Genomic DNA, 24,767 nt, shown 5'->3' with positions numbered 1-24,767 from the left:
ACCTCAAATCTTATTGTGATGGTGTTTCCTCATAGTCACATTCACTGTTTGTACATTGAATTTGAACACCTTTTTTCAATTTTTTCTCTACTAATAATGCACTACATTTCGGACATGGTCTACTAATTGGTTTATCCCATGATACGAAGTCACATTCAGGATAGCGGTTACAACCGTAGAAAATACGTTTTGTTTTTGACTTACGCTCTACGATTTCGCCTTCCTTACATGTTGGACATTGTACCCCAATAGGCTTGACGATTGCTTTTGTATTGCGGCAATCTGGGAAGCCTGAACACGCCATAAACTTGCCATAGCGCCCAAGCTTAAATACCATTGGCTCGCCACATTTTTCACAGTCTTCACCTGCTGGTTCATCTTTAATTTCGATTTTTTCCATCGCTTCATCCGCATACTTCACACGGGGCTCAAAATCTTGATAAAATGCGTCAATAACATCCACCCATTGTGTAATGCCTTCTTCGATTTCATCTAAATTATGTTCCATTTGTGCGGTGAATTCGATGTTGATAATCTCTGGGAAAAATTCTAATGTTGCTTGGTGGACAATTTCACCAAGCTCTGTTGGTACAAAGCGTTTCGCATCTAGCTGTACATAACCACGCTTTTGAATGGTATCAAGCGTTGGTGCATACGTAGAAGGTCGACCTATACCTAGCTCTTCCAGCGTTTTCACTAAACGCGCTTCTGAATAGCGTGGTGGTGGCTGCGTGAAATGTTGTTTTGGTTCGATTTCAAGCGACTTCACTTTATCGCCAATCGCCATTTCTGGTAATAGCTTATTTGTTTCTTCTGTTTGATCGTCAGTACCCTCGATATAAAGCTTCATAAACCCTGCAAATTTCACTTGTGATCCATTCGCACGGAACAGGACATCATTATTTTGTAGGTCTACCGTTACAGTATCTAATATTGCTGGTGCCATTTGACTCGCAATAAAGCGTTCCCATATTAAACGATATAAGCGTAATTGATCTCGGCTAAGGATTGCCTTCAACTCTTCTGGTGTACGCATAGCACTCGTTGGACGGATTGCTTCGTGGGCATCTTGTGCATTTGCTTTCGCCTTCACTTGCTTTTGCTCTTGTGCGATGAAGTCTTTACCATACTTTCCTTCAATAAATGAAATTGCCTCAGTTTTTGCTGTATCTGAAATACGTGTTGAGTCTGTACGCATATACGTAATCAACCCAACCGCGCCTTCTTTTTTGCTTAGCTCGATCCCTTCATACAGTTGTTGCGCAAGCATCATCGTCTTTTTAGCACGGAAGTTTAATTTACGCGCTGCTTCTTGTTGTAGTGAAGATGTTGTAAAAGCAGGAGCCGCATTGCGTTTACGTTCTTTTTTCACGACATTCATCACTTCAAAATCCGAACCTTTCACGTTTTTCAATACGGCCGTTACTTGTTCTTCATTCGTTAACTTCACTTTTTCTTTGCCATCACCATAATAAAAGGCTTCAAACTCTTTTTTGCCCTTTTCAAACGATGCGTCAATTGACCAGTATTCTTCTGGTTCAAAGCTTTTAATCTCATTTTCACGATCAATAATTAATCGCAGTGAGACCGATTGCACACGACCAGCTGATAAACCTTTTTTTACTTTTTTCCAAAGAATCGGGCTAATATTATAGCCTACTAAGCGGTCTAAAATACGGCGCGCTTGCTGTGCATCCACTAAATCCATATTAATCGGACGTGGAGTCTTAAAGCTTTCTAAAATCGCTTCCTTTGTAATCTCGTTAAATACAACGCGACAATCTGAGTGAATATCAACGTTTAAAGCGTTTGCCAAATGCCAAGCAATCGCTTCTCCTTCACGATCGGGGTCAGCCGCGAGATAAATCTTTTTGACTTTTTTGGCTGCAGTCTTTAATTCTTGTAAGACCGGCCCTTTTCCACGAATCGTAATATATTTTGGTTCATAGTTATTTTCTGTATCAATCCCCATTTGACTACGTGGTAAATCACGCACATGTCCGATTGATGCTTTTACTTTATATTTTTTTCCTAAATAGCGTTCAATTGTTTTCGCCTTCGCAGGTGATTCCACAATTACTAAATAATCTGCCATCTGTTTTCCTCCTTATAGAGGTATGTTATTTTCTTCAATTCACGATAAATGAATTTGTCAATGTTTTTTTAAAGCTTTTCCTGTTGCAAAATGTATAACAGATTGGCGGAGAATGCAACTTTTTTTCAACGAAAACTTGAAAACATTTGCAATTCAGCTAACATTTGATGCCCATCCCATACAGGAATGGCGCCTTCTTTGATCAATTTATTCGTTCCTTGGGATAACTCACTAAAAATATTCCCTGGCACTACAAAGACATCCTTCCCTTGTTCGAGGGCAAGCTCTGTCGTAATTAAAGTACCGCTTTTTAATTTTGCTTCTGTCACCAGTAACGCTTCACTTAAACCGCTTATTATACGGTTACGTGCAGGAAAATGCCACTTTTGTACACCTACATATGGTGGATATTCAGTCATCACTAGCTGATGCTCCGTCATATAGCGATGTAATTCATCATTTTCTTTTGGATAACTATGAAATAAGCCATGCCCTAGTACAGCAATTGTCTTGCCACCATATCGTATTGCAGCCTCATGTGCTAGTCGATCTGCTCCTTTTGCAAGTCCACTGACAATAACAAATTCTTGTTGTATTAGGGGTGGTATTAGCAATTTTAACGCATTTTCACTATAGCTCGTTGCAATTCTTGCCCCAATGACCGCCATCATCCGCGGCTCTTGTAATAGCGAAATATTCCCTTTTGCATAAATTACGGCAGGCGGATCAAACAGTTCCTTTAAGCGCTGCGGATAGCATGCACTTGTATAGGGTATCGCATTAATTTGATGTTTTTCGTAATAGGGCTGCAGAGATGTCGCCTGCATTTTATTGTAAAGTTCAATGATAGAGACCGCAGTGGATTGTTTAATATTTAAATGCAGCGCTAAAATAGTCGGTGATACATTGCATAGCTCATCTAAATCAGGAATAAGTGTCAATAAATGCTGGATTTTATGCCAAGGTAGAGGGTGAATATAATGAAGCCTTAATAATTTTTCGTCCATAGAATTTGTCATATTAAACACTCCTTATTTTAAATAGAAGAAATTTAAATGACCGCTCTGTTCAATGAGGAAGTTTTGTAAGCAAAATTCGACAATAATCTGTGACATCCGCCGGGGCTTTGGACCAACACGACGTTGATATCTTCATAGAAAAAGATGTAGCGAGGCGTTCGCTACATCTTTTATTTTAATGCGTCTTACAAACTTCGTATAGACCTTTTTCTTTAATCACTTTAATTAAAGTTTCACCAATAACAGAAGGTGTTGGCGCAACTTCAATACCAGCTGCATTCATTGCTTTGATTTTTTCAGCTGCTGTCCCTTTACCACCTGAAATAATCGCACCTGCGTGACCCATGCGCTTACCTGGTGGCGCTGTTTGACCACCAATGAAGCCTACTACCGGTTTTGTCATATTTGCTTGAATCCACTCAGCAGCTTCTTCCTCTGCTGTACCACCGATTTCACCAATCATAACAACGGCATACGTTTCAGGGTCTTCATTGAATGCTTTTAAGCAATCGATGAAGTTTGTACCGTTTACAGGGTCCCCTCCGATACCTACTGCTGTTGTTTGACCAATTCCCGCTTGTGACAGTTGGTGAACCGCTTCATAAGTTAATGTACCAGAGCGTGATACAACCCCTACATGACCTTTTGTATGAATATAGCCTGGCATAATACCAATTTTACATTCATCAGCCGTAATCACACCTGGGCAGTTTGGTCCTACTAAACGCGTTTTCTTGCCTTCCATATAGCGCTTTACTTTTACCATATCCAGTACTGGAATATGCTCTGTAATACAGATTGTCATATCTAAGCCTGCATCTACCGCTTCGACAATCGCATCCGCTGCAAACGGTGCTGGTACATAAATAACGGATACATTGGCACCTGTTGCTTTTACTGCTTCTTCTACTGTATTGAATACAGGAACACCTTCAATTTCAAGTCCACCCTTACCTGGCGTTACCCCTGCAACGATTTTTGTTCCGTATTCAAGCATTTGTTTTGTATGGAATAGGGCTGTTTCCCCTGTAATCCCTTGTACGATTACTTTTGTCTCTTTGTTAATGAACACGCTCATGCCATAACCCCGCCTTCAGCTTCGACTAATTTTACAATTTTTTGTGCACCGTCAGCCATTGAATCTGCAGCAACAATATTTAAACCTGATTCATTTAATAATTTTTTGCCTAAGTCAACGTTTGTTCCCTCTAAACGAACGACTAAAGGCACTGCTAAACCGACCTCTTTCGCAGCCGTAATTACACCTTCTGCGATGACGTCACATTTCATAATTCCACCGAAAATGTTAACAAAAATCCCTTTAACATTTTTGTCTGATAAAATAATTTTAAATGCTTCTGTTACTTTTTCAGCTGTAGCACCGCCCCCAACGTCAAGGAAGTTAGCCGGTGAGCCGCCATAATAGCTAATGGTATCCATTGTTGCCATCGCAAGACCTGCTCCATTAACCATACAGCCAATATTACCATCTAGTGAAATATAGCTTAAGTCATATTTTGAAGCTTCGATTTCTTTTGGATCTTCCTCATCGAAGTCACGTAATTCAACGATATCCTTTTGACGATACAATGCATTTGAATCGAAGTTAAATTTTGCATCTAATGCAACAACTTGATCATCACCCGTTACAACTAATGGGTTGATTTCTACAGTGGATGCATCTTTGTCAATAAACGCTTTGTAAATTCCAAGCATTAGCGAAACGGCTTTGTTCACTAATTTTGAAGGAATATTCATGTTAAATGCCATGCGACGCGCTTGGAAGGCATTCAATCCTGTTACTGGGTCAATCACTTCTTTGAAGATTTTTTCAGGATTTGACTCTGCTACTTCTTCAATATCCATTCCACCTTCTTCTGAGCCCATCATAACTACTCGAGAAGTGGCGCGATCAAGTACTAAACTTAAATAATACTCTTTTTTAATATCCGAGCCTTCCTCTATATAAAGACGCTTTACCTCTTTACCTTCAGGACCTGTTTGGTGCGTTACTAAAATTTTTCCTAGTAATTCTTTTGCATATGAGCGTACTTCCTCTAAGTTTTTCGCGATTTTTACACCGCCAGCTTTTCCTCGGCCACCTGCGTGAATTTGTGCTTTGACAACCGTTACATTCGCGCCTAACTCTTTTGCTACTTTAACAGCTTCGTCTGGTGAAAACGCTACGCTCCCCTTTGGAACCGCGACACCGTATTTTCTTAATATCTCTTTTCCTTGATACTCATGGATATTCATGATACATCCTCCCATCGGACATTTGGACATTATTCTACTAACATAATCTATTTTATACAATAATTCTGATAATGTCTATATTTGTCATAGTTGCATTTTTTACTTTTATTTATGTCGGAAAATTCTCTTTAAACAATTTTACTAATAAACAAAAAAGTATATTGAACATAAGTTCATTATACACCTTTATTTTACCGCCGTATGCTGAAATAATGCTTTTTAATTAAAAAAACGGCAAACTACTTTAATAGTCTACCGTTTTGCTTGTTTGATGTTAATTTATGTTTTTCATCTAAATGATAGATAAAGGCAAATACTTCCGCTACTGCTTGGTATAATTCTTCCGGAATAGATGTATTTAAATCAAGCTGTCCCAATAATTCTACGAGGTTTGGGTCTTCATATACCGGCACATCATGAAGTGTTGCCTGTTCTAAAATATTTTCCGCAATTTTACCCTTTCCCTTCGCAACAACGGTAGGGCCATTATTTTTTTGCGGATCATAGGATAACGCAATGGCTTCTTTACGTACATATTTTTTGTTGCTCATACGCGAATATCCACCCCGCTTTGCTGCTCATCTGGTTGATTTGAATTTTTGGTGACAGTTTTCGTATGCTGCTCACCAAACGGTTTGATAAATACTCCTGATAATGTATATTCTTTCTCTGCCAAACCGCTCTTCAATGCCCCTTTTAAGGACATCGCAAGCGTATCTAGATTTGGGAGATCATTATAAACATTAATAATGACGACACGATTTTGTACTTGCATGTCAATGACGGTTTGCTGTAAGGATTCCATATTTAAATAAAACATAACACGAGCAAAATTGGCATCAATTTTGCCATTATCCTTCATCCTACCATTCCACTGCAAGGTTGCGTCCATCTTTTTGCCGAAAAATTCTAACGGTACTTGCATGACCAGCTGATGCTGATGACCATTTTCCCCCGAAGATAGCTGCATACCATTCAATCGAGCCATAACTGTTTCAGCTGCATCACGCAATGCTGTAGGGGTTTGCATATCTTGAATGAGCGCTAATAACTGGGGCTTCATCTGCTGTGCGACCGCTTGCACATCCCCTGCTTTACTAGCTAACGTTGCCTCATAGCTCACACCTAGCCCTTTTAATACAGTTTTGATCGCTTGTTCCATCGCCTTACTATCTGCTGCTGATTGCACTTGTGCCTCTGCCTGTGTCAGTGCGCTTTGCATCTGTGGCTGTGGGCTATCCTGTGTGACTTTCACTAAATTCCGTAGTAAAGCATCGTTTAACGGGACATTCGAATCTGGCTTAATTAAACTCATTAACTGATCTTTTGCCGACATTCCCTGTTCATTTTGTGTAAATAAACGCGTTGCTGAATTATCACTAAACGCTTTTGTGAGCTGCTCCTGCAACTGTTTAGCAAACACTTCCAACGCTTGCTTTGACGGTGGAATTTTCTCAAAACGAGAAATTAACTGCTGTAGTTGTTGCTTTTGACTTTGAGTTAATAAGGATTCATTATTCACCCACGCCTTTACTTGGTCCAGCATCGGTTTTAATTGCTCTGGCGCTGTACTGGCAATTTGCTGACGCATTGGCCCTGCCTGTGTCGGTAAGACGGCCGTTGATGCATTTTGAGTGGATGCAGTCTGATTCATATTTTGCCAATTTTGCAAGGTTGCTTGTTTTGGTAAGATACCCGCCTCTTTTAACGCGGCTAATGCTTGTAATTTCGCTGTCGTTGGCGCAGATTGATCCAGTAATGTTTGGGCTGCACGTGCTAATAAAACACCGCCTGTTTCATTGTTTAGCGGCTTTGCTAGGTCATTTATTTGCTGAAGCAAGCTACTTTTCAACGCCTCATTACCGCCTGTTTGATTGGCTAATAACTGGGCTAAATTCGCTAAATTTGCTGACATTCCATCTGTTTTTGTCCCTTGTGTTAACGCCTGAAACACGGTGCTATTAAATGGCATTTTTAATTCGACCATGCGCTGTAATGCTTGCAAGGCGTTATTTTTATCTACACCTTCAGGCAAATTTTTCATCCAGCTCTCAGCAGCCAGCAATTGCTCCTTTGAAATGGGTAGCTGTGCTTTCATAAAATGCGACAACACTTGCTGCATTTCTGAAGACTTTGGTAAATTCATCGTTTCTAATAATTGATTCATTTGCTGTGCAGGTGACATCGCTTGCGACATCGGTCCAGTAACTACCTTTAGCTCTGTTTGTGGGTTGGTAGCAGTCACTTGAAAAAAGTGTGCATCGCCTACTTTTAATGGGACTTCAAGCTTGGCCATAAGCTTTTGATTTCCCACTTGCACTTCAGCCATTTGGTCTGGGTAGAGCTGCTTAATCGTGCCATGGAATACTTGGTCTTGACGCAATGATAGCGGTTGATTGGCGCTTATTTGCTGAGCATTTACTTGTATTGGATTAAAGGCTGTAGAATTCATCCTAGTCACTCCCTTTGTTGTATCATAGTTTTAATTGGTTCAAATGTTTTACGATGATGGATCGTCGGGCCATATGTTGCTAATGCCTCTAAATGCTGTTTCGTTCCATAGCCAGCATGCTGCGCAAAGCCATATTGCGGAAATTCCTGATCAAGCGCTTCCATATAGTCATCACGCGCTGTTTTCGCTAAAATCGATGCAGCGGCAATCGCTAGGCTTTGCGCATCCCCTTTAATAATCGATGCTTGCGGAATCGTTGTACGGAGTGTCATTGCATCCGCTAAAATGAAGCTCGGTGTGACCTCTAACGCTTCAACACTTTGTAGCATGGATTGACGTGTCGCCTCATAAATATTTAAGCGGTCAATTTCTTCAGCACTTTGAAAATGCACGGCATAATAGAGGGCATGCTGTTTAATACGTTTTGCAAAGTCATTGCGCTTCTCCTTCGATAGTTGCTTTGAATCGTTTACGCCCAATAATTCCATGCAATTATTTGGTAGTATAACAGCCGCTGTTACAACCGGTCCCGCTAATGGTCCTCTGCCTGCTTCATCTGTTCCAGCAATATACGCATTTTTATGTGGTAAATAGCTTGCATCAAAATCAAGCTTAGCCTGATGTGCCTGTTTCAACGCCTCTTGTTTTTCTAAACGCTTGTGAAATTGTGCCCATGCCTTTACAACGCCTGCACGCTCATCTTGTTCGATTTCGGTCATCCACGGCTCTACTTTTGTTGCTTCCTTTAGTGCTTGTATAATTTCTTTTATTGTTTTCATCTTCAACCCTCAAATCTTTCATTACCTGTTATATCGACATTTTTCTTCATTATAAAAGAAAAAACCTTTCTCATATAAATGAAAAAGGTTTTCGTTTCATTATTCTTTATTTTGTAAACGGCTATGACGACGAATTTCTGCTGTTTTTTTGCGGCGTTCTTCATTTTCTTTTTCGATTGCTTCCGCTAATTGCTCTTTTTCGATTTGCTCATCTACAAAGTCAAATGTTAGTTTCCCCAGGTTTTGGTCACGTAGATCACGTACGATGAGTAGTGCTACTTGATCATAATCAATTTCGCCACCTTGAGCAAATACACGGCGTAATTTGCCGATATGATCAAATGTTTCTACTAATTCTTCACTGATCGCTGTCATTTGATAACGTTCTTCCATGCGCTCTGGATAATGTAAGGCTAAAAAATTCAAGCCGTACACTGCTAAATCTTCCATATTCGTAAGCGTATCCTTAATTGCACCAGTAAGCGCTAATTTATAGCCTACTTCTTGGTCTTCAAATTTCGGCCATAAAATACCTGGTGTGTCTAATAGCTCAATGTCCTTCGCTACTTTAATCCATTGCTGTGCCTTTGTAACACCTGGTGTATTTCCTGTTTTCGCTAAATTTTTCTTTGCTAAACGGTTAATCAATGTCGATTTTCCTACGTTTGGAATTCCAACAATCATGGCTCGAATTGCACGTGGCTTCATGCCTTTCGCCTTCATACGCTCCCATTTGTCCGCTAAAATCTCCTGAGCAGCCTTTATTACCGCCTGTAAGCCTTTTCCCTCAAGTGAGTTAATAGCTACAGCCTTAAAGCCTTTATCCGCGAAATATTGAATCCAGCGACGTGTTTCCGTTTCGTCTGCCATATCTTGTTTATTTAAAATCAGTAAGCGTGGTTTTTGATGAATGACTTCATCGATCATCGGGTTACGTGAAGATAATGGTAAGCGTGCGTCTACTAGCTCAAAGACGATATCCACTAGCTTTAAGCTTTCAGATACTTGACGACGCGCTTTCGCCATATGCCCCGGAAACCATTGAATGGTCATAATAATTTTCCTCCTCTTCGTCTAACAATAAAAAAATGAGGAGCTATTGTGCCCCCTCATTTTGATGTATTTCCATTTGTTTATATATTTATTTTACAATTTCAATTTCATTAAGTGGCCAAAAGATAATGCTTGTATTTCCGATAATTTCTTTTTGGTCAACAATTCCAATATGACGGCTATCCTTACTAAAACGACGGTTATCCCCCATGACAAATACATGGCCTTCTGGAATCACATCAAGCGATGGATCAATATCCTTCAGTGAGAAATCACCTGTTAAATTACCTTCACTAATTTGGGCCTTATATGCGTCTAAGTATGGCTCGTCGATTGCTTCACCATTAATGTATAGCTGGTCATCTTTATATTCAACATAATCACCAGGTAGTCCGATTACACGTTTGATATAATCTTTTTGTTCTGGCGCATGGAACACTACGATATCAAAGCGCTCTGGCTCTCCAATTTTATAGCTAAACTTGTTGACAATCATTCGATCTCCATTTTCAAGGGTTGGCATCATTGAATCCCCATCAACTACAATCGGTGTAAATAAAAAATATCGAATGAATGCTGCAATTGCAAACGCAATTAGTAGAGCTTTCGTCCATTCCCAAAGCTCATTTTTTTCTTTTTCAGTTTTTTCCACGTAGCGATCCCCCTTGCTTATACCATTCATTGTATACGAAATATGTATTTCAAGCAAAAATATAATCTACATTTGCTGATGATTCAAGTTAAAGAAAGAAAGGAGCTTGTAAGTACAAGCCCCCTTCTAAAAAGTTCTTATCGAATTTCTTTAATACGAGCAGCTTTACCACGTAGGTTACGTAGGTAGTAAAGTTTAGCACGACGTACTTTACCTTTACGAACTACTTCTAATTGAGCGATTTTTGGTGTGTGTACTGGGAAAGTACGCTCTACACCAACGCCGTAAGAAATTTTACGTACTGTGAAAGTTTCGCTAATTCCGCCACCACGACGTTTAATAACTACACCTTCGAATAATTGGATACGCTCACGAGTACCCTCAACGATTTTAACGTGCACCTTAACTGTATCACCCGGTTTGAATGATGGTAAGTCTGAACGTAATTGATCTTTTGTGATCTCTGTAATAATGTTTGACATTGTTTTCTCTCCTTAGACAGATGCTCTTGCACGCGCAATTTACGCCACAGCGGAACACCGTAATTCAGTGCATGTTAAGCACAGATTGAATCTTAACATAAAAAAAAAGGCATTTCAAGTAGATTTGCTTTACATTTGTGATTTTATTTTTTCGAGAATATTTTGTTGTTTTTCCGTCAATTCTAACGCCTCTAAAAGATCAGGTCGACGTTGTAATGTACGTAAAAAGGACTGTTCTTCACGCCACTCTTCAATTTTTGCGTGATTCCCAGATAACAACACATCCGGCACCTTCATCCCGCGAAAATCAGCAGGGCGTGTGTAGTGTGGATGCTCGAGCAAGCCAGTTGAAAACGAATCTTGAATATGTGAGTCGGCCTGCCCTAGAACACCTGGTAATAGACGCACAACCGCATCAATGACTGTCATCGCTGGGAGCTCCCCACCCGTTAATACGAAGTCGCCAATCGAAATTTCATCCGTTACGAGATGCTCACGAATTCGTTCATCATAGCCTTCATAATGCCCACATAAAAAGACTAAATCATCTTCCAGTGCAAGCTCCTCGGCTTTTTTCTGTGTGAAGCGTTCGCCTTGTGGGCACATGAGAATGACACGTGGTTTGCGCCCCTCTGTAATCGCTTCTACAGCATTAAACATTGGCTCTGGCTTTAATACCATACCCGCGCCACCACCGTACGGATAGTCATCCACTTGTCTATGCTTATTTTCACTAAATTCACGAATATCGGTTACAGCTAACTCAACAGCGCCCTTTTCTTGGGCCTTTTTTAAAATGGACGCACCGAATACGCCTGTAAACATATCTGGAAATAAACTTAATACATGAATTTTCATTATAGTAAGCCTTCCATCACATGAATGACAATTTTCTTTTCTTCGACATCAATTTCCTTCACGATATCTTCAATGTACGGAATATAATGCTTTTTGCCACCTTTTGCTTTTACTTCCCATACATCATTGGCACCGGTTTCTAAAATGTCTGTAACGACACCGATTAGCTCGCCCTCTTCTGAAAACACTTCGCAATCTTTAATTTCGAAATGGTAATATTCGTTTTCGTCTAGTTCATCGTCTGCTAATTGATCCATCGTTACTTTTAGCATCCCTTCTTTGAAAGGCTCTACTAAATTGATGTTTTGCATTCCTTCAAACGTCACTAAAATAAAGTTTTTATGACGGCGTGATGAGGCAACCGTTACCCAAGTTGGGCGTTTATCATCTTTTTTAAATGCTGCTAATTTTGAACCAACCGCAAAGCGCTCTTCTTCAAAATCAGTTGTTGATAAAATACGTAGCTCTCCACGAATTCCATGCGTATTCACAATACGTCCAACGTTAAACCATTCCATGTTTCTTCCACCTCTTTTAAAATCCCGTTGATCTTTATTCTAATCAACTTATACAGTATTCAAGCATTCCTTATTTCATCATAACAAATATAAAAAAAGAAGGGTTAGCAAAATGCCACCCTCCTTTTACTAATCCAATATATCGACGTATGTCTTTTTCTTCTGGTGGCCGCCCGCTGCTGAGTACACAATCGTACGAATTGCCTTCGCAACACGTCCTTGCTTGCCTATGACTTTCCCTCGATCCTCTGGATGAACAAAAAGCTTATAAACAACTCGATTTGAAGTTTCGTCCGTCTCAATACGTACGTCTTCAGGATAATCGACTAATGGTTTCACAATTGCTTCAATCAGCTGCTGCATAAAGCCACCTCCGAATTCATCATTGAATTATTTGCTGTATTTAGCGTTATGGAATTTTTCCATGATCCCTTGTTCTGAGAACAGGTTACGTACAGTGTCAGATGGTTTTGCACCATCAGTTAACCATTTAAGAGCTAACTCTTCATTGATTTCTACTGTAGCTGGAACTGTAAGTGGGTTGTAAGTACCTACTGTTTCGATTTGACGACCGTCACGTGGTGAACGAGCGTCTGCAACTACGATACGATAGAAAGGAGATTTTTTAGCTCCCATACGTTTTAAGCGAATTTTAACTGCCATTTTAATAGCACCTCCGAATAAGTTTCACACAAGATATTATATTAGCAATGTCTTGGTTGTTTGTAAAGTGTTTTTTCTTAACACCTCTATTTTTTATTTAAATAACTGGTCAAAGCCTGGCAATTTCATCTTTTTCTTGCCTTTTCCTTGCGCCATACCAGTCATTTGCTTCATCATTTTTTTCATTTCTTCAAACTGTTTTAATAAACGATTTACTTCTTGAATTGTTGTACCAGAACCCGTTGCAATTCGTTTTTTACGGCTTGCAGAAATGATTTCTGGCGTTGTTTTTTCAGCAGGTGTCATCGAATAAATAATCGCTTCAATGCGCCCCATCTGCTTTTCATCGACTTTGACATTGTCTAAGCCCTTCATTTTGTTGGCCCCTGGAATCATTTTCAATAAATCTTCTAATGGACCCATTTTTTTCACGGCTTGCAATTGCTCGATGAAGTCGTCGAATGTGAAGCTTTGCGTCATGAATTTCTCTTCAAGCTCTTTTGCTTTTTCCATATCGACGTTTGCTTGTGCTTTTTCGATTAGCGATAATACGTCGCCCATACCTAAAATACGCGATGCCATACGCTCAGGGTGGAATGGCTCAAGCGCATCCATTTTTTCCCCCATACCGACGAATTTAATCGGCTTTTCGGTTACTGCACGAATCGAAAGCGCCGCACCACCACGTGTATCACCGTCTAATTTTGTTAAGACAACGCCCGTAATCCCTACTGCTTCATTAAAGCTTTGTGCTACGTTGACAGCATCTTGACCCGTCATAGAGTCCACAACTAAAAATACTTCGTCAGGCTCTTTTAATGCACGAATATCTTTTAATTCTTGCATTAATTGCTCATCAATATGCAAACGACCCGCTGTATCGATTAATACAACATCATGATGCTCTTCTTTCGCATGCTCAATCGCTTGGCGCGCAATTTCTACTGGCGAAATATCTGTACCGAGTGCAAACACCGGTAAGTTTAGCTGCTTTCCTAATGTTTGTAGCTGTTGTACCGCAGCTGGGCGATAGACGTCAGCAGCAACTAATAATGGCTTTTTATTATATTTTTTGCGTAAAACATTGGCAAGCTTTCCTGTTGTCGTCGTTTTACCGGCACCTTGCAAACCGACCATCATAATAACTGTCGGTGGACGGTTGCTGAATTTAATGGGGCTTTGTTCACCGCCCATTAAGTTAGTTAATTCATCTTGTACAATTTTAATGACTTGCTGACCAGGTGTTAATGACTTCATGACGTCAACGCCGACTGCACGCTCACTAACCTTTTTAACGAATTCCTTAACTACCTTTAAGTTTACGTCCGCTTCGATTAAGGCAAATCGGACTTCACGCATCATTTCTTTTACGTCTTGTTCCGAAACTTTCCCTTTACCTTTAATCTTTTGGATCGTACCTTGGAGTCGCTCTGCTAAACCTTCAAAAGCCAACTCGTTCGCCTCCTAATCCGATTCCTTCAATTGTTCAACTAGTGCTAAACGCGTTTCTAAAGTAGAAGCATCATCTTGTAACGCTTCTGTCAGTTGCTTTAACATAGCTTGACGTTGTTGAAATTTTTCAAATAGCTTTAATTTATCTTCATATTCTTCAAGCATCGCCTCAGTACGACGAATATTATCATAAACAGCTTGACGGGAAATATTATAGCTTTCAGCAATTTCACCAAGTGAATGGTCATCTAAATAATAGAGCTCCATATAACTACGCTGCTTGTCTGTTAAAAGTGCTTGATAAAAGTCGAAGAGAAAGTTCATGCGTGTTGTTTTTTCAAGTAGCATTTATATCTCTCCAATCATATTTTGTCTATCTTATCATAATCGTGATAACGCTTACTGTCAAGGTAATTCCCTTGTCTTTCGATTGGATTGTGACAAAATTTTTGATGAAAAAAGCGAGCAACATAATCGTCACTCGCCTCCCATTCGCCGGGGCATTAACTTGATTCAGTAAGGAATTTAAATCTCTAATGAAACATGTTAATCCTCTATTTCATTAAGCTCTTTTTCTAAGCCTTCTGCAAATAAACCGTATACATAACGCTCTGCATCAAACGGTTGAAGGTCATCCATTTTTTCGCCAAGTCCTACAAATTTTACTGGAATGTGCAATTTATTGCGAATCGCTAAAACGATCCCGCCTTTTGCCGTACCATCTAGCTTCGTTAAGACGATTCCTGTAACATTCGTTGCCTCTTTGAACATTTGCGCTTGTACAAGCGCATTTTGACCTGTTGTCGCATCCAAAGCTAATAATACTTCATGCGGTGCATTTGGTATTTCTCGTGAAATGACACGGTGTACCTTTTCAAGCTCGTTCATTAAGTTCACCTTGTTTTGTAAACGTCCTGCAGTATCACAGATTAACACGTCAACACCACGGTTTTTCGCCGCGCGAACGGCATCATACATAACCGCAGCTGGATCAGAGCCTTCTGATTGTGCAATTACTTCAACGCCAACACGTTCGCCCCAAACTTGTAATTGGTCAATCGCACCTGCACGGAATGTATCACCCGCTGCAAGCATCACAGATTTGCCTTCTGATTTTAAACGATGTGCTAATTTACCAATTGTTGTCGTTTTCCCAACGCCGTTAACACCGACAAATAAAATAACCGTTAAATCACCGTCTTGCTGCATATTCAAGTCCGTTAAATTATCTTCACCAGACTCATAAATTTCGACTAATTTTTCTGAGATGATGGCTTGAATGCCGTTTGTGTCTTTAATGTTTTGACGCTGAACTTCATAGCGTAATTTATCCATTAAATCCATAACCGTTTCAAAGCCTACGTCCGCTTGTAGCAGTAATTCTTCTAATTCCTCAAAGAAATCCTCATCTACTTTACGGTAACGTGCTACTAAGTCATTTACCTTCGATGTAAACGAATTACGTGTTTTTTCTAAACCAGCTTTGAACTTTTGCGTAATCGACCATGCAGAAGGTTTCGTTGGCTCTTCTTCTCCTTGCTCCTCCACGATTTCTTCTGCTAATTCATCGCTTTGGGGAACTACTTCTTCTAGCTCTTCTTTCGGCACTATCGCCTCAATTGCTTCAACAGCCTCTTGTTCCATTTCTTGAACAGGGGCTACGGTTTCTTCACTTACTTCCGGCTGAGGCAATTCGGCTACTGGTTGCTCACCAAGCTCCGGTTGCTCTACTTTTTGTTCTTCGTTGCTACCTACTAACTTTTCCTTTAGTCGCTTAAAAAAGCTCATTTTTCGACACTCCCTTACGTTACTAAATCGGGTTGTTCCTCTAGTTTTACTGACACAAGCTTCGAAACGCCTGATTCTTGCATCGTAATCCCATATAGAACATCCGCTCCTTCCATCGTCCCTTTACGGTGTGTAATGACGATGAATTGGGTCTGACTGCTAAATTTACGTAAATAATCACTATAGCGCGCAACATTTGATTCATCAAGCGCTGCCTCTACTTCATCAAGTACACAGAACGGTACTGGGCGAGTATTCAAAATCGCAAACAATAAAGCAATTGCTGTTAATGCACGTTCGCCCCCCGATAAAAGGCTTAAACTTTGTAGCTTTTTCCCTGGTGGTTGCGCAATAATTTCAATGCCCGTTTCCAATAAATTATCTGGGTCTAGCAGTACTAAATCGGCTGTACCACCACCAAATAATTCACGGAATGACACAACAAACTGCTGGCGAATTTGCTTAAACGTTTCACCAAAGCGTTCGGTCATTTCTTCATCCATTTCACCAATGGCTAGATGCAATGTATCTTTGGCAGCAACTAAATCTTCACGTTGTTCACTTAAAAAGGCATAGCGCTCCTGTACGCGATCAAATTCTTCGATTGCCGACACATTCACCGGCCCTAGTTCTTCGATCGATTGCTTTAATAGTTTTACTTTACGACGCACTTGCTCGACTTCTTCAATTTGAATCGCTTCATCTTGTGCAGTAATAATATCGAGTTCATACTGCTCGAGTAATTGCTGTTGCAAGTTTGTTTTTTCAAATTCAATACGACTACGTTTTAATTCTAATGCGCGAATTGCGTCGACATAGCTTTTATGTACCCGTTGTACTTCTTGTAGTTGAATTTCGATTTCTGTCGTTTGTTCATGCAAGGAATCTCGGGACTGACGATTTTTTAAAATCGTTTCCGTTAATACCTCTTTCTTCAGCGTCCAATCTGCAATCGTTTGCGCTAATTCTTCCGAAGAAGGGCCATTCACACCATCTTCTGATTCAATCCATTCTATTTCCTGGGAAATCTTTAGGGCTTGGTCTTTTGCCTTCGTTAAATTTAGCTCAATACCTGCGATGGCTGCTTGTACTTGTGTTAACTGTTCCTGTGCGACAGCTTGTTCTGAGCGTAGCTGTGCCAATTGTTCGCGCAACACATCTTTTTGTGTTTCACTCTGCTCTTTTGCCTTTGTCAACTCGTCTACTGTTTGCTGCACTTGCTGTAATTCCTCTTGCAATTGTGCTAGACGGGTTGTCGAATGCTGCTGCTGTTCAGCTAATGATTCTTTACGTGTTGTTACGGTTGATTGTTCAGACTGCGTTAACGAAACCGTTGTTTGTAAGCTCTTCACCGTCATATCCAGCTCTAATAGCTTTGAACGATGGATCTGTTCTTGCTCACGCAGTGTTTCTCCCTGTAGCTTCATCTCTTCTAACGTATGACGTAACGCGGCTATTTCAGACTTCTTTGTTGAAACAATTTGCTCCGCTGATTGAATTGTCGCTTCCATCTCCGCTAATGTCGTCACAAGTTGATCGAGCTCAGCTTTTCGTGAAAACAGTGAACTTTGTTGCTTTAAGGCACCACCCGTTAATGAACCACCCGCGTTAACGATATCACCATCAAGCGTCACAATACGATACTTAAAGCCTAAAATTCGTGCAATTTGACCCGCGCCCTCTAAATTTGCGGCTACTAGGACATTCCCTAAAAGGTTTTCGATAATATTCGTATTTTCAGGTGCATAGCTTACTAATTCGTATGCCAATGCAATATAGGCAGGATGTGACTGAATCTCTTGCAATTGATGCGGCTGAATTTTACGTGAACGCATAACGGTTTTCGGTAAAAATGTTGCACGGCCCGCACGCTTTTGCTTTAACCAGCCAATTGCCTTTTGTGCATGTTGTTCATTTGCTGTCACAATATGCTGGGAAGCTGCCCCTAATGCCGTTTCAAGTGCTTGTGAATATTTTGCCTCCACTTGAATGAGTTCTGCTACGGCACCTTCAATCCCCTGTAGCTGGCCACGATCACGAGCAAGCAACACTTCCTTTACACCATGGAAAAAGCCTGAAAAATCAGCCTCTAACTCAGCTAATGTTTCTTTACGCGCTTTTAACTGTTGATGGTGCTGATAGGCTTTATATAATAGCGCCTGCTTCTCATCTAGATCTGCTGTCGCTGTTTTTAGCTGAATTTGTAATACATCATAGCGATCAAGCTGTTCTTTTACAGCGAGCTCTGATTGTTCCAGTACTTGTGTGATTGTTTGCTGCTCGACAACTGCTTGTGCAAGCTCTTTTTGCATTTCAGATGAACGACCTGTCATACGCTCTGAAGAAGCCTGCTCCTGTGAAAGTTGCTGGTCGAGATGCTTCAATTCATTTTTGACAGTGGCTTCTTCATTTAATAAGTTAATGAACATATTTTTCGCCTGTTCGATTTCTTGTTCAATTTCAGAAGCTGTACGTGTCAGTGCTTGTTCAACTTGCTTTAATGACGAACGCACCTGTTGTACATTTTTTTGCTTTTCAGTAAATTGCTGGCGCTTTTCTTGCTCTTGCGCCATTAGCTCTGCTACGGTGTCATTCGCCTGAAGAAGCGAATGTTTCAAATGTTGGATTTGCTTTTCGGCATTCGAACGCTTTTCATTAAATAATGCTTTGCGTCCTTCCCAACGTTCTACCTCTGCACTCGCTTCGACAAGCTGCTCTTGTGAAATATCGAGCACTTCATCAATCGTTTTTAACTCGCTACGCACTTTACGTAAATGCGTCTCAAACTGTGCCATTTTAGTTGCATGCTCTTTTTCCGCAATTGCAAGCGTCCCATGCTCGACATCAAAGGCTCTTAATGTCGTTTCATGTGCGACAATGTCATGAACCATTAACGCAATGTCAAAATCCTTCAATTCTGTCGTCATTCGAATATAGTCTTTTGCGCTGGAAGCCTGAATTTTTAATGGCTCTAAACGCGTTTCGATTTCATGTAAAATATCGAGTACACGATTTAAGTTTTCATCGGTTTCGACTAATTTGTGCTCGGCTTTTTTCTTGCGTAATTTATATTTTAAAACGCCCGCTGCCTCTTCAAAAATACTACGACGATCATCTGGACGGCTGTTTAATATTTCATCCACGCGTCCCTGTGAAATAATGGAAAACGCTTCTTTTCCAAGACCTGAATCCATAAACAAGTCCGTAATATCCTTCAGGCGACATTGCTGATTATTCAGCAAATATTCGCTATCACCTGAACGATACACACGTCTTGTGACATTTATTTCTGTATATGGAATGGCAATTTGCTCATCTGTATTGTCCAAAACAAGTGTTACTTCTGCAAAGTTCAATGCTTTACGTGATTCACTACCGGCGAAGATGACATCCTCCATTTTCGCACCGCGTAGACTTTTTGCGGATTGCTCTCCTAAAACCCAGCGAATGGCATCTGTGACATTACTTTTACCACTACCATTTGGGCCTACTACTGCTGTTACTCCAGGAACAAAATCAATGCCAATTCGTTCAGCAAATGATTTGAAACCTACTACTTCAAGTCGTTTAAGGAACATATTATTCCCCCTCTAGCTTTGACTGCTTAAGCATAACCATCGCACTTTGCGCTGCTTGCTGCTCAGCTTCTTTCTTCGATTTACCGCGACCAAGACCTAATTCTTGACTGTTTAGTAAGACGCGCGAAACAAAGATTCTGTTATGCGCCGGTCCTTTTTCATCGATAATTTCATAATGTAACAGACCGTTATTTGTTTGTTGTATGATTTCCTGCAATTGACTTTTAAAATCCATCACATGCGAAAAAGCACCGACTTCTACTTTAGGGAATACGATACGTTCTAAAAACGCGACAACGACGTCTAAACCTTGATCCAAATAAAGTGCGCCTACAAAGGATTCAAAGACATCTGCAAGCAATGCTGGACGTTCTCGACCACCTGTTAATTCTTCGCCTTTACCTAATAACACAAAATGACCAAAATTCAATTCGTTGGCAAACACGACTAATGAAGGCTCACATACGATAGACGCACGTAATTTCGTTAATTGCCCTTCACTCATGTTCTGGAATTTTTCAAATAAATATTTTGATACCGATAATTCTAATACTGCGTCCCCTAAAAATTCTAATCGTTCATTGTCCGTAAATTGTTTGCGGCGATGCTCATTCACATAAGATGAATGTGTAAAGGCTTGATATAATAACGCCTTATTTGTGAAATGAATATTCATTTCTTCTTGTAATAATTGAAATTGTGCTCTTACTTTTTCAGGGAGTACACCTGCTTTTTGGTTACTACCTTTTCTTCTTTGCATCATGGACTTTCTGCCTTCCTTCTAGTTTCTATCGTTTAGTTTACATTGTTCTATACTATTGTGCAAAGGGTAGTCGCTAAAAAAAGGCGTAAAGTCAAGGATTTTGACAAATGTGAATCGTATGGCAAATACTTTGACAATCATTTTGCGTTCGCCTCTGATTTTCCCCTAAGAAAAAAAGGATGTTCTGTTAGATTAATTCAACAGAGCACCCTTTCCATTCAGTTATTAGCTAACTTTGCTTTCGATGTATGAGATAGCATCACCAACTGTACCGATTTTTTCTGCATCTTCATCAGAAATTTCCATATCGAACTCGTCTTCTAGTTCCATTACTAGCTCAACAACGTCTAATGAATCGGCACCTAAATCATCACGGAATGATGCTTCTAATTTTACTTCACTTTCGTCAACGCCTAAGCGGTCAACTACTACTTTTGATACACGTTCAAATACTGTAGACATAATGTCACCTCCCCTCAAATAAGCTAAAAAACTAAGCCATTACCATACCGCCATCGATTTGCAAGGTTTGACCCGTAATGTAATTAGCACTGTCGGACGCGAAAAATGTTACGGCTTTTGCGATATCCTCTGGCTGTCCAAGCTTTGCTAGCGGAATTTGCTTTAGCATGGCTTGTTTTAAATCCTCAGGTAAGCCCTCTGTCATTTCTGTTGTAATAAAGCCCGGTGCAATTGCATTAACTAAAATATTTCGTGATGCAAGTTCTTGAGCCGTTGTTTTCGTTAACCCAATGACCCCCGCCTTTGCTGCAACGTAATTTGCCTGACCAGGGTTCCCGGCAACACCAACAATGGACGAAATATTAATGATACGTCCCGCACGCTGCTTCATCATTTGACGCGTTACCGCTTTTGTACAAAGGAACACACCTTTTAAATTGGTGTTGATGACATCATCCCATTCATCATCTTTCATACGCATTATCAAATTATCGCGCGTAATGCCGGCGTTATTCACTAAAATATCAATCGAACCATATGTTTCAAGCGCTGTTTGCATTAATTGTTGTACCGATTCTCCATTCGCTACATCTGCTTGTACAGCAATTGCCTCGCCGCCATTTGTTTGAATTTCTTCTACAACTTGCTTTGCTTTTTCCACGCTACCGCTGTAATTGACTACAACCCGCGCGCCTTGGCTTGCTAATTCTAACGCAATTGCACGACCGATACCACGTGACGCGCCCGTTACAATGGCACATTTCCCCGTTAAACCCATTGTGTCCACTCCTTTGATGCTTCCATAACTTGTGCAAAGCTTGCCTCATCATAGACACAATATGTTTGCACGTTGCGATCAATTTTCTTCACGAGCCCAGATAACACCTTGCCTGGACCACATTCGATAAATACCGTAACCCCCTGTGCAATCAGTGTTTGCACATTTTGCTCCCATTGTACTGAGCTCGTTACCTGTGCAACCATTTCTTGCTGAATTTGCTCAGGTGTTGTTAACAATTGTGAGGTTACATTACTCACAACCGGAATTTTCGGACTTTGAATCGCTAATGTTGAAATAGATGTTGCTAAGTTGTCTGCCGCTTTTTGCATTAACGCACTATGGAAGGGTCCACTTACTACTAATGGAAGCGCTCGTTTTGCGCCAGCTTCCTTCGCACGTTTACATGCCTCATCGACACCTTGTTTCGTCCCCGAAATCACAATTTGGCCTGGGCAGTTGAAGTTGGCCACTTGCACCACTTCGCCAGTAGCTGATACTTGTTCGCAAATGGCATTTAGCTGTTCCCCGTCCAATGCTAAAATTGCCGCCATTGCCCCTTGACCTGCTGGCACTGCCTCGTCCATATACACCCCACGCTGATGAACTGTTTTCACCGCATCTTCAAAAGTTACTACTTCTGAAATAACGAATGCACTATATTCTCCTAATGAATGACCCGCCGTAAAATGTGGCTGAATCCCCGCAGCTAATAACTTTTTCGCAATCATGACACCTGTTGTTAAAAGTGCTGGCTGTGCATGATACGTCAGCGTTAATGTCTCCTGTGGACCATTTAACATATAGTCCGACAATGGTAAATTTAACACTTCGTCTGCACGTACATAATATTGGTTACTTTTTTCGTCGCTTGCTACAAGCTCCGCACCCATCCCCACGGATTGCGAACCTTGCCCCGGAAAAATAAACGCAATTTTTGTCATATCGAATTCCCCTTTGTGAAAAACTTATTCTGATTTTGGCAATTGTTCGATCTTTTCGGTAATGGTTTCACATACCTTATGTTCCACCATAATGGATGCTTGTCGAATTGCACTATAGATGGCACGCGGATTGGAAGAACCATGCGCTTTAATGACAGGTGCTTTTAAACCGAATAACGCCGCCCCACCATACTCGGTGTAATCCATCTTATCTTTTAATTGTTTTAAATCATTTTTTACGAGCGCTGCTGCGATTTTTGTTTTCGTTGTTGCGAATAATGCCTCTTTTAACATTTTAAAAATCGTGCCTGCTGTTCCTTCAAGTGTCTTCAATACCATATTTCCTGTGAAGCCGTCCGTCACTACGACATCCGCGACCCCGTTTAATAACTCACGTGATTCCACATTACCTTCAAAATTAAAATCTGCTTCTTTTAATAATGTAAAGGCCGATTTCGTTAATTCGTTACCTTTTTTATCTTCGGTACCGATATTTAATAATCCGACACGTGGTGATGCAAGACCACGCACTTGTCTGACATAAATATCCCCCATAATTGCGTATTGCAATAAGTTTTCAGGCTTAGCATCCGCATTCGCGCCTAAATCTAACATTAAGAAGCCGTCACCATTCATTGTTGGTAATGTTGTTGCCAGCGCTGGACGCGATACCCCATCAATACGCCCTACTTTAAACAAGCCGCCTGCCATTAATGCCCCGGTATTCCCCGCTGATAAACAAGCCTCGGCTCTACCTTCTGCTACCGCATCAAGCATACGTGTCATAGAAGAATCCTTTTTACGACGAACCGCACGTGCTGGATCATCCTCTGCTTCAACAACTTCTGTACAATGTACGACGTTTAAACGGCTATGCTGCTTTAAATATGGTGCCATCTTTTGTTCGTCACCATACAAATCAATTTCTAAGTTCGGAAAATCATCAAGGGCCAGTAATACGCCTTCGACAATTGCTTGAGGTGCATTGTCTCCACCCATACCGTCTACTGCTAACTTCATATTACTTCTTCACCTTTCGTGCGGTACATTTCAAATTCACCTTTAAAAACGACTTCATTGTCCACCGTTGAAATCACGTCAATTAATGTCCGATTTTTTTCAGTGTGTCTTCCTTTTACAATCGCTTTTGTTACAACACGATCCCCTGCTTTAACAGGTTTCACAAAAGCAACATTTGATTTTACTGTTAGCGCCAGTTCGTCATCAATTACCGCTACCGCCAATGAATTAGCCTGTGCAAATAAATGATGCCCTCGTGCAATCCCATTACGTTGGAAAACATGTTCTTCTCCAACATCAAAAATTGAAATAGCACGATTGTCTAGCTCTATATCAATAATTTCTCCAATCACTTCATCCAGAGGCAGTGATTTTACTTCATCATATTTTTTCGCAGCAACATCCTTTATACGTTCACGCAATTCCGGAATAGCTAACTCCATGCGATCCAGACGAATCGTTTGAACACTGACATTAAATTCTGTTGCTAATTGTTCATCTGTTATGAAAGGATTGTCGGCTATTTTTTCCGTCAATAACGACTGACGCTCTTTTTTTGAACGCTTCATACGTATTTGTTACCTGCCTTTAATTTTCTATAAGATTAGTATTAGCACTTGGTACTAATATCAATATACATGGTACTAAAAAAGAACGCAACAACTTTTTTGTCGCGTTCTACATAAATCCATTATTGCTCGTAGCTTAATTGCCATAAAACGCCGAACTTATCTGTCACTTGTCCATAGCATTTGCTCCAAAATGTTTCTTGTAAAGGCATTGTTACTGTGCCGCCCTCCGCTAACCCTTCAAAGATTGAGCGAATTTGATTTTCATCCTCTGACATATAGGCAATTGTAATATTATCCCCTACCGTTACTTGTGGTGAGCCTGGGAATGTATCCGAGAACATCATTTTCATATCCCCTTCTAATTCGATGAAAGCATGCATGACTAAATGCTTAGCTTCCTCCGGTACGGGATGTGCTGGGTCTTCTGGCATTTCGCCAAATGTTAATACGTTTACATTTTTTGCATTAAACAGCTTGGCATACAGTGCGACTGCTTCTTTCGTTTCCCCTTTAAATACAAAATACGGATGCATTTTCGCCATCAATTATTCCTCATTTCTATTTTTTATTAGCTTTTTATTAT

Annotated in this window: 25 protein-coding genes; all 25 read right to left on the bottom strand. The window is 40.5% G+C overall.

The annotated features are described in order from the left end of the window. Positions 1-10 precede the first annotated feature (10 nt). Positions 11-2,095: a type I DNA topoisomerase gene (gene topA / locus MKX47_RS04665; protein WP_340771650.1), complete on the bottom strand. Its 2,085-nt coding sequence runs from the start codon at positions 2,093-2,095 to the stop codon at positions 11-13. A 125-nt stretch (positions 2,096-2,220) separates the two neighbouring features. Further along, positions 2,221-3,114, bottom strand: coding sequence for a DNA-processing protein DprA (dprA, locus tag MKX47_RS04660; protein WP_340771648.1), 894 nt, complete (start codon positions 3,112-3,114; stop codon positions 2,221-2,223). A 175-nt stretch (positions 3,115-3,289) separates the two neighbouring features. Beyond that, positions 3,290-4,192 carry a succinate--CoA ligase subunit alpha gene (sucD, locus tag MKX47_RS04655; RefSeq protein ID WP_340771646.1) on the bottom strand — a complete coding sequence of 301 codons (903 nt, stop codon included), beginning with the start codon at positions 4,190-4,192 and terminating at the stop codon, positions 3,290-3,292. Next, complete coding sequence (gene sucC, locus MKX47_RS04650; protein ID WP_340771644.1) at positions 4,189-5,370, bottom strand: ADP-forming succinate--CoA ligase subunit beta; 1,182 nt, start codon at positions 5,368-5,370, stop codon at positions 4,189-4,191. The genes sucD and sucC overlap by 4 nt, the downstream gene beginning before the upstream one ends. Before the next feature lie 239 nt (positions 5,371-5,609). Next, the gene (locus MKX47_RS04645) at positions 5,610-5,921 is read right to left on the bottom strand and encodes an EscU/YscU/HrcU family type III secretion system export apparatus switch protein (protein WP_340771642.1); all 312 of its coding nucleotides are present in this window, start codon (positions 5,919-5,921) and stop codon (positions 5,610-5,612) included. Further along, positions 5,918-7,822 (bottom strand): hypothetical protein, encoded by a 1,905-nt coding sequence (locus tag MKX47_RS04640; RefSeq protein WP_340771640.1) that lies wholly within the window; start codon positions 7,820-7,822, stop codon positions 5,918-5,920. Before MKX47_RS04640 ends, MKX47_RS04645 begins: the two co-directional genes overlap by 4 nt. Positions 7,823-7,827: 5 nt before the next feature. Then, on the bottom strand, positions 7,828-8,601 hold the full coding sequence (locus MKX47_RS04635; RefSeq protein WP_340771638.1) for a ribonuclease HII: 774 nt from the start codon (positions 8,599-8,601) through the stop codon (positions 7,828-7,830). Between the two features lie 99 nt (positions 8,602-8,700). Further along, positions 8,701-9,654, bottom strand: coding sequence for a ribosome biogenesis GTPase YlqF (ylqF, locus tag MKX47_RS04630; RefSeq protein ID WP_340771636.1), 954 nt, complete (start codon positions 9,652-9,654; stop codon positions 8,701-8,703). A gap of 88 nt (positions 9,655-9,742) precedes the next feature. Next, on the bottom strand, positions 9,743-10,306 hold the full coding sequence (gene lepB / locus MKX47_RS04625; protein WP_340771634.1) for a signal peptidase I: 564 nt from the start codon (positions 10,304-10,306) through the stop codon (positions 9,743-9,745). A 137-nt stretch (positions 10,307-10,443) separates the two neighbouring features. After that, positions 10,444-10,788, bottom strand: a complete 345-nt coding sequence (gene rplS / locus MKX47_RS04620; RefSeq protein WP_340771633.1) for a 50S ribosomal protein L19 — start codon at positions 10,786-10,788, stop codon at positions 10,444-10,446. A 129-nt stretch (positions 10,789-10,917) separates the two neighbouring features. Then, entirely contained in the window at positions 10,918-11,646 is a 729-nt protein-coding gene (gene trmD, locus MKX47_RS04615) for a tRNA (guanosine(37)-N1)-methyltransferase TrmD (RefSeq protein ID WP_340771631.1), read from the bottom strand. Further along, entirely contained in the window at positions 11,646-12,164 is a 519-nt protein-coding gene (rimM, locus tag MKX47_RS04610; RefSeq protein WP_340771629.1) for a ribosome maturation factor RimM, read from the bottom strand. The genes trmD and rimM overlap by 1 nt, the downstream gene beginning before the upstream one ends. Positions 12,165-12,293: 129 nt before the next feature. Then, positions 12,294-12,527 carry a KH domain-containing protein gene (locus tag MKX47_RS04605; protein WP_008403311.1) on the bottom strand — a complete coding sequence of 78 codons (234 nt, stop codon included), beginning with the start codon at positions 12,525-12,527 and terminating at the stop codon, positions 12,294-12,296. 27 nt (positions 12,528-12,554) lie between these two features. Then, entirely contained in the window at positions 12,555-12,827 is a 273-nt protein-coding gene (gene rpsP / locus MKX47_RS04600) for a 30S ribosomal protein S16 (RefSeq protein WP_340771627.1), read from the bottom strand. Between the two features lie 93 nt (positions 12,828-12,920). Next, complete coding sequence (gene ffh, locus MKX47_RS04595) at positions 12,921-14,279, bottom strand: signal recognition particle protein (RefSeq protein ID WP_340771625.1); 1,359 nt, start codon at positions 14,277-14,279, stop codon at positions 12,921-12,923. A gap of 12 nt (positions 14,280-14,291) precedes the next feature. Further along, positions 14,292-14,627, bottom strand: coding sequence for a putative DNA-binding protein (locus MKX47_RS04590; protein ID WP_340771620.1), 336 nt, complete (start codon positions 14,625-14,627; stop codon positions 14,292-14,294). A 198-nt stretch (positions 14,628-14,825) separates the two neighbouring features. Next, the gene (gene ftsY / locus MKX47_RS04585; protein WP_340771619.1) at positions 14,826-16,067 is read right to left on the bottom strand and encodes a signal recognition particle-docking protein FtsY; all 1,242 of its coding nucleotides are present in this window, start codon (positions 16,065-16,067) and stop codon (positions 14,826-14,828) included. A 14-nt stretch (positions 16,068-16,081) separates the two neighbouring features. Continuing rightward, a complete protein-coding gene (gene smc / locus MKX47_RS04580; RefSeq protein WP_340771617.1) occupies positions 16,082-19,645 on the bottom strand; it encodes a chromosome segregation protein SMC in 3,564 nt (1,187 codons plus the stop codon). A gap of 1 nt (position 19,646) precedes the next feature. Beyond that, entirely contained in the window at positions 19,647-20,408 is a 762-nt protein-coding gene (gene rnc, locus MKX47_RS04575) for a ribonuclease III (protein WP_340771614.1), read from the bottom strand. A gap of 225 nt (positions 20,409-20,633) precedes the next feature. After that, positions 20,634-20,870 (bottom strand): acyl carrier protein, encoded by a 237-nt coding sequence (gene acpP, locus MKX47_RS04570; protein ID WP_340771612.1) that lies wholly within the window; start codon positions 20,868-20,870, stop codon positions 20,634-20,636. Positions 20,871-20,901: 31 nt separating this feature from the next. Beyond that, positions 20,902-21,648 (bottom strand): 3-oxoacyl-[acyl-carrier-protein] reductase, encoded by a 747-nt coding sequence (gene fabG, locus MKX47_RS04565; RefSeq protein ID WP_340771609.1) that lies wholly within the window; start codon positions 21,646-21,648, stop codon positions 20,902-20,904. Further along, positions 21,639-22,592 (bottom strand): ACP S-malonyltransferase, encoded by a 954-nt coding sequence (gene fabD, locus MKX47_RS04560; RefSeq protein ID WP_340771606.1) that lies wholly within the window; start codon positions 22,590-22,592, stop codon positions 21,639-21,641. Before fabD ends, fabG begins: the two co-directional genes overlap by 10 nt. A gap of 24 nt (positions 22,593-22,616) precedes the next feature. Continuing rightward, on the bottom strand, positions 22,617-23,612 hold the full coding sequence (gene plsX / locus MKX47_RS04555) for a phosphate acyltransferase PlsX (protein WP_340771604.1): 996 nt from the start codon (positions 23,610-23,612) through the stop codon (positions 22,617-22,619). Then, positions 23,609-24,181: a transcription factor FapR gene (gene fapR, locus MKX47_RS04550; RefSeq protein WP_340771601.1), complete on the bottom strand. Its 573-nt coding sequence runs from the start codon at positions 24,179-24,181 to the stop codon at positions 23,609-23,611. The genes plsX and fapR overlap by 4 nt, the downstream gene beginning before the upstream one ends. Before the next feature lie 122 nt (positions 24,182-24,303). After that, on the bottom strand, positions 24,304-24,726 hold the full coding sequence (locus MKX47_RS04545) for a VOC family protein (protein ID WP_340771599.1): 423 nt from the start codon (positions 24,724-24,726) through the stop codon (positions 24,304-24,306). Between the last annotated feature and the right edge of the window lie 41 nt (positions 24,727-24,767).

Origin of the sequence: Solibacillus sp. FSL R7-0668 (assembly GCF_038006205.1) — a bacterium.
Lineage (GTDB): Bacteria > Bacillota > Bacilli > Bacillales_A > Planococcaceae > Solibacillus.
This window is presented reverse-complemented; position numbering and strand designations above follow the sequence as displayed.